This window comes from Streptomyces laculatispora, from assembly GCF_017353455.1.
Lineage (GTDB): Bacteria > Actinomycetota > Actinomycetes > Streptomycetales > Streptomycetaceae > Streptomyces > Streptomyces laculatispora.
In genome coordinates this window covers 1-5161 of the sequence record NZ_JAFMPZ010000347.1, presented here as the reverse complement: position 1 = coordinate 5161, position 5161 = coordinate 1, and the positions used below count along the sequence as shown (strand labels likewise).

The 5161-nt window shown below is 71.7% G+C and carries 4 protein-coding genes; 1 reads left to right on the top strand and 3 read right to left on the bottom strand.

The features are described from left to right. Together J1C73_RS18595 and J1C73_RS18590 are read right to left on the bottom strand one after the other, a co-directional pair. Positions 1-556, bottom strand: a 556-nt coding sequence (locus J1C73_RS18595; protein WP_207317394.1) for a ribonuclease FAU-1 family protein, incomplete at its 3' end; no start/stop codon positions are given. Between the two features lie 56 nt (positions 557-612). After that, positions 613-2037 carry a class II fumarate hydratase gene (locus J1C73_RS18590; RefSeq protein ID WP_207317393.1) on the bottom strand — a complete coding sequence of 475 codons (1425 nt, stop codon included), beginning with the start codon at positions 2035-2037 and terminating at the stop codon, positions 613-615. Positions 2038-2144: 107 nt separating this feature from the next. Between J1C73_RS18590 and J1C73_RS18585 the strand changes: the two genes are divergently transcribed. Then, positions 2145-3671 (top strand): ricin-type beta-trefoil lectin domain protein, encoded by a 1527-nt coding sequence (locus J1C73_RS18585; protein WP_207317392.1) that lies wholly within the window; start codon positions 2145-2147, stop codon positions 3669-3671. Between the two features lie 57 nt (positions 3672-3728). Here J1C73_RS18585 and J1C73_RS18580 read toward each other — a convergent pair whose 3' ends face one another. Continuing rightward, positions 3729-5027, bottom strand: a complete 1299-nt coding sequence (locus J1C73_RS18580; protein ID WP_207317391.1) for a M18 family aminopeptidase — start codon at positions 5025-5027, stop codon at positions 3729-3731. Between the last annotated feature and the right edge of the window lie 134 nt (positions 5028-5161).

Sequence of the window (5161 nt, the reverse complement as noted above, 5' to 3'; positions counted from 1 at the left end):
CCGCCCGCACCCGCCGGGCGGTCGCGGGGGCCATCAGGCCGACCTCCTGGGCCTGCGCGAACTCGTCCTCGTCGCGCCAGAGCCAGCTGCGGTCCGGGTAGACGGAGATGTCGAGGAAATGGTCCTCGGAGTCGATACCGCCGGCCCAGCGGGTACGCGGCTCCTCCAGGTTCACGTACCAGCTGCGGAACTCCCAGCCCTGCTCCCAGAACAGCCAGACCGACCACGGCTCGCCGGGCCGGGCCAGCTTCAGCACCCCGTTGCCCAGCCAGGGCGAGCGGGCGGTGGTCCGGGGCGAGGTGTAGCGGGTGGCGAGCGGCTCGGCGTGCACCTCGGTGCCGTTCGCCAGCACCGGCTTCACGCACTCGGTGCCGGGCGCCACCCAGACGGCGAGCAGCTCGTCGGTGTCCTGGACGACGGTGACGGGTCGGCAGATGTGCACCGGGTTCGGCGTCCGGCCGGGCGCGGGACCGTGCCGCAGCGGTCCGTTGCCGCGGTAGCGCCACAGGATCTGATCACCCGGCGCCCAGCGCTCGGTCTCTCCGGTACCTGTCATGGAGGGATCTTAGGCCGACCGGCAATTGGGGGACGGCGTCGCCGCGACGACGCGCGTCACGGGCGGGTCATGCGCAGCACGTCCAGCGCCTCGTCGAGCTGCTCCACGGTGAGGTCCCCGCGCTCGACATATCCCGAGGCCAGCACCACCTCCCGGATCGTCCGGCGCTCGGCGAGGGACTTCTTGACTACCTTCGCGGCCTCCTCGTAACCGATGTACTTGTTCAGCGGGGTGACGACGGACGGCGAGGACTCCGCGTACTCCCTGGCCCGCTCCACGTTCGCGGTGATCCCGTCGACCGTGCGGTCCGCGAGCAGCCGGGAGACGTTGGCGAGCAGCCGCACCGACTCCAGCAGGTTCTTCGCGATGACCGGGAGCATCACGTTCAGCTCGAAGTTGCCCGCGGCTCCCGCCGCGGCGACCGTCGCGTCGTTTCCCGCCACCTGGGCGGCGACCATCAGCACCGCCTCGGGAATGACCGGATTCACCTTCCCCGGCATGATCGACGAGCCCGGCTGGAGGTCGGGGAGGCTGATCTCGGCCAGTCCGGTGCGCGGCCCCGAGGCCATCCAGCGCAGGTCGTTGCAGATCTTGGTGAGCGAGACCGCGACGGTCCGGAGCTGGCCGGAGGTCTCCACGAGACCGTCCCGCGCGCCCTGCGCCTCGAAGTGGTCCCGGGCCTCGGTGAGCGGCAGCCCGGTGACGCGGGCGACCTCGGCGATCACGGCGGCCGAGAAGCCGGGCGGGGTGTTGATTCCGGTGCCGACGGCCGTGCCGCCCAGCGGCAGCTCGGCGAGGCGGGGGAGTGAGGCGTACAGCCGCTCGATGCCGTAGCGGATCTGTGCGGCGTACCCGCCGAACTCCTGGCCCAGGGTCACCGGGGTGGCGTCCATCAGATGGGTGCGCCCCGACTTCACGACGTCCGCGAACTCGACGGACTTGCGCTCCAGGGCGGCCGCGAGGTGGTCCAGGGCCGGGATCAGCTCGCCGGTCACCGCGCCCGTGGCGGCGATGTGGATGGAGGACGGGAAGACGTCGTTGGAGGACTGCGAGGCGTTCACGTGGTCGTTGGGGTGGACCTCGCGGCCCAGGCGCTCGGTGGCGAGGGTGGCCACCACCTCGTTGGTGTTCATGTTCGACGAGGTGCCGGAGCCGGTCTGGAAGACGTCGATCGGGAAGTGCGCGTCCCAGCGCCCCCCGGCGACCTCGGCCGCGGCGTCCTGGATGGCCTGCGCGATCTCCGGGTCGAGCACCTTCAGCTCGGCGTTCACCTTGGCCGCGGCGGCCTTGATGCGGGCCAGGGCCTCGATGTGGGCCCGCTCCAGGCGCTGTCCGGAGATGGGGAAGTTCTCCACGGCCCGCTGGGTCTGGGCCCGCCACCTGGCGTTCGCGGGGACCTTCACCTCGCCCATCGAATCGTGCTCGATGCGGTACGTCCCACCGGCCGTGACGTCGTCCGCGGGGGTCTGTGCGTCGTCCATTCTGGTTCAACCTCCTGAGAAAGATGAGCACTTGTCTTGTTCTATGTATTCCCAAGTCGCCTACCGACCAGTAAATACCGTGGGTAACAACAAATTCGGGAGGCGCAATGAGGCGCACAAGGTTCAGACTCCGATGTACCGTCGCGGCCGTCGCCGCCACGGCGGCGGCACTGGGCGGGATGACCGCGGCCGCCGGACCGGCAGGCGCGGCACAGTCCGACACCACCACTACCTCAGCCACCGCACTCTCGCCCGAACTGGAGGCCATCCGCGCCCGCGAGGCCACCCAGCTGTACGGCACCCCGGCCGAGCGCCCGCTCGCCGACCGCAAGACCGGGCTGATCTCGCTCGGCGACAGCGAGATCTCGGGCGAGGGCGTCGGCACGTACGAGGCGGGCACCAACGGCCCCGACAACTGGTGCCACCGTTCGCCCGACTCCGCCATCCACCGCACCGGCATCCCGGCCGACGAGACGTACAACGTCGCCTGCTCCGGCGCGTACACCGGCAACATCGTCATCGGCGGATCGAAGCAGTACGCCGACGAGCTGGTGCAGAGCGACAACCTCGCCATCAAGGCGCGCAACACCCGCATCAAGATGATCCTGCTGGTGGCCGGCGCCAACGACGACCTCCAGTTCGGCCCGGTCATGACGGACTGCGTCGAGCGCTGGGTCCTCATCCAGGGCGTGTGCCAGCCGAAGTACGAGGGCGGCTGGCAGGCGCGCGTGGACGGCCTCGTGCCCAAGGTCGAGAAGACCGTGGGCGACCTGCGGACCGTCATGTCGAACGCCGGATACGCCAGCAGCGACTACAAGCTCGTCGTCATGGGCTACCCGAGCCCCATCGGCCCGGACTTCAACGACAACCCGAACTTCCCGGGCAAGATTCCCGGCGGCTGCGCCGGATACGACTCCGACGCCGCCTGGGGCCGCAACACCGCCGTTCCCGCCTTCGAGCGAGGGATGCGCAAGGCCGCCGCCGACACCGGAGCCGTCTACCTGGACAACTCCCGGCTCTTCCACGGTCACGAGGTGTGCAGCGAGTCCACCTGGGCCCGCGGCCTCTTCATCGACCTGTCGCACTTCCCGCCGGACTCCAACTCCGTCCGGCAGTCCTTCCACCCGAACGCCGCGGGCCACGGCGCCTTCGCCTCCTGCCTGACCCAGATCTACAACTCGGGGCTGCGCGAGGCGAGCTGCGCCGACCCGGCCAGCACCGGCAAGCCCGTGCTGCAGCCCGCCGCCTGGGACGACGTCTTCAAGCCGCTGACCAACGAGGCCACCAGCAGCTGCCTGGACGCCCCCGCCTCGGTCACCCGCAACAACACCGGAGTGACCGGCTGGGACTGCCACGGCGGCCGCAACCAGGGCTGGTGGTACGACTCGGGCACGAAGACCGTCCGTACGCAGCTGAGCCACGACCGCTGCCTGGACGTACCGGGCGCCGGCTACAAGGCCGGTGCCGCCCTCATCCTCTACAACTGCGCGGGCGCGGCCAACCAGCAGTTCGTCCGGCAGTCGGGCACCCTGCGCCCGGCCGCCTCGACGGGGCTGTGCGCGACACTGGCGGGCGCCCATGACCCGCTGAGGCTCCAGGCCTGCGACGGGAGCGCGAACCAGCGCTTCGCGTAGCCGGCGGCACCCCCGCGGGTGCGGGGAGGGGCGCACACGGCCCTTCCCCGTGCCCGGTCAGCCGGACGTGACGAACGCGCCCAGGATCGCCGCCAGGTGCCCCGGGTCGTCTGCCCCGCACAGTTCGCGCGCCGAGTGCATCGACAGCCCCGGTACTCCCACGTCCACGGTCGGGACACCCAGGCGGGCCGCGGTGAGCGGGCCGATCGAGGTACCGCACGGCATCGCGTTGTTGGAGACGAACGGCTGCCACGGGGCGCCCGCCCGCTCGCAGGCCGACGCGAACACCGCGATGCCGGTCGAGTCGGTGGCGTAGCGCTGATTGACGTTGACCTTGACCGTGGGGCCGCTGTTGGGCAGCGGGCGGTGTTCCGGGTCGTGCCGCTCCGCGTAGTTGGGGTGCACCGCGTGCGCCATGTCGGCCGACACGCAGAAGGCGCCGGCCAGCGCCCGCGACCAGTCCTCCGGGCTGCCGCCCCGCGCCGTGACCGAACGGCTCAGGACGCGCTCCAGCAGCGGGCTCTGCGCACCCGTGTCGGAGCCGCTGCCGACCTCCTCGTGGTCGAAGGCGGCCAGGACCGGGATGTACCCGGGCTCCTCGGCCGCCGCCGCACCGGCCAGCGCCGTGACGCCGGCGTGCACCGACACCAGGTTGTCCAGCCGGGAGGAGACCACGAACTCCCGCTCCGCGCCCAGGTATCCGGGCGGCTGGATGTCGTGGAGCATCAGGTCCCAGCCCAGCACCTCGTCCGGTTCGGCCTCCGCGGCCGCCGCGACCCGGCGCAGCAGCGCCCCCTCCTCGGCTGGGCCGAGTGACCAGACCGGGGCGATGTGGCGCTGCCGGTCCAGGGCCAGGCCGTCGTTGACGGACCGGTCCAGGTGGATGGCCAGCTGGGGCACCCGCAGCAGCGGTTCGTCGATCTGGACGAGCCGGGAGTCGGTCGTGCCGCCGGGGCCCCGGAGGGCGAGGCGGCCGGAGATGCCCAGATCGCGGTCGAGCCAGGTGTTGAGCGGGACCCCGCCGTAGATCTCCACCGCGATCTGCCGCCAGCCGGCGGAGCCGGTGTCGGGGGTGGGCTTGACCCGCAGGTTCGGCGAGTCGGTGTGGGTGCCGATGATCCGGAAGGGCCGGTGGGCGGGCGTGCCCTCGGGGGCGTACCAGGCGATCAGCGCGCCGCCGCGGACGACGAAGCTGCCGCCCGTGGTGCCCGTCCAGTCGTCCGTGCCCCGCAGTTCACGGAAGCCGGCCTTCTCCAGCCGCTGGGCGGCGCTCGCGACGGCGTGGTACGGGGAGGGGCTGGCCCTGATGAAGGAGAGCAGATCGTCGACGTGGCTGCGGTGGTGGACCGGCGTCATGCGGTCTCCGCCTTTCCGGTGTGGGACGGTGAAGGTGTTCGGCCGTGCGGGTTCGGATGCTGCGGACTGCCGGGTGGGGCGGATGCGTGCAGGGCGCATCGCGGACGGACGGACGGGCGGGCGGAGACGGTGCG

Coding starts and splice junctions, on each gene's coding strand:
- J1C73_RS18580 (WP_207317391.1), bottom strand. CDS start 5,027: ATGACGCCGGTCCACCACCGCAGCCACGTCGACGATCTGCTCTCCTTC.
- J1C73_RS18590 (WP_207317393.1), bottom strand. CDS start 2,037: ATGGACGACGCACAGACCCCCGCGGACGACGTCACGGCCGGTGGGACG.
- J1C73_RS18585 (WP_207317392.1), top strand. CDS start 2,145: ATGAGGCGCACAAGGTTCAGACTCCGATGTACCGTCGCGGCCGTCGCC.